The 1,135-nt window shown below is 70.0% G+C and carries 1 pseudogene; it reads left to right on the top strand.

The features are described from left to right. Positions 1-1,135 (top strand): annotated as a pseudogene (locus tag NX794_RS35765) (alpha-1,4-glucan--maltose-1-phosphate maltosyltransferase); the annotation flags it as partial.

The raw sequence follows: 1,135 nt of genomic DNA, 5'->3' as shown, positions 1-1,135 counted from the left end.
CCGGTATCCGCTGCGGGAGTTGGTGACGGCGTCGGAGCCGATGCCGCTGCTGGTGGAGCGGGAGCGGGCCCTGTACGGCTCCTGGTACGAGTTCTTCCCGCGCTCGGAGGGCACCGCCGAGCAGCCGCACGGCACCTTCCGCACCGCCGCCCGGCGCCTGGACGCGATCGCGGAGATGGGCTTCGACGTCGTCTACCTGCCCCCGGTCCATCCCATCGGGAGCACCTTCCGCAAGGGCCGCAACAACACCCTGACCGCCGGCCCCGACGACGTCGGCGTGCCCTGGGCCATCGGCTCCCCCGAAGGCGGCCACGACGCCGTCCACCCGGACCTGGGCACCCTGGACGACTTCGACTTCTTCGTCGCCCGCGCCCGGGAGCTGGGCCTGGAGATCGCCCTGGACTTCGCCCTCCAGTGCTCCCCGGACCACCCCTGGGTGCACAAGCACCCCGACTGGTTCCACCACCGGCCGGACGGCACCATCGCCTACGCCGAGAACCCGCCGAAGAAGTACCAGGACATCTATCCCGTCGCGTTCGACGCCGACCTGGACGGCCTGGTCACCGAGACCGTCCGGATCCTGCGGCACTGGATGGACCACGGGGTGCGGATCTTCCGCGTCGACAACCCGCACACCAAGCCCGTCGTCTTCTGGGAGCGGGTCATCGGCGAGGTCAACCGCCGCGACCCCGACGTGATCTTCCTGGCCGAGGCCTTCACCCGCCCGGCGATGATGCACACCCTCGCCCAGATCGGCTTCCAGCAGTCGTACACCTATTTCACCTGGCGCAACGACAAGCACGAACTCACCGAGTACCTGACCGAGTTGTCGGGCGAGGCGGCGGCCTACATGCGGCCCAACTTCTTCCCGAACACGCCGGACATCCTGCACGCCTACCTCCAGCACGGCGGCCGGCCGGCGTTCGAGGTGCGGGCCGTGCTCGCCGCGACCCTGTCCCCGTCCTGGGGCATCTACAGCGGCTACGAACTGTGCGAGAACACCCCGCTGCGCGAGGGCGGTGAGGAGTACCTGGACTCGGAGAAGTACCAGCTCAAGCCCCGCGACTGGGAGGCCGCCGCCCGCGAGGGCCGCACCATCGCCCCCCTCGTCACCCGCCTCAACGAGATCCGGCGG

This window comes from Streptomyces pyxinicus (assembly GCF_024753135.1).
In the GTDB taxonomy this organism is placed as follows: Bacteria; Actinomycetota; Actinomycetes; order Streptomycetales; family Streptomycetaceae; genus Streptomyces; species Streptomyces pyxinicus.
Note: the sequence above shows the minus strand (reverse complement) of the source record. Positions and strands in the feature narration are given on the sequence as shown.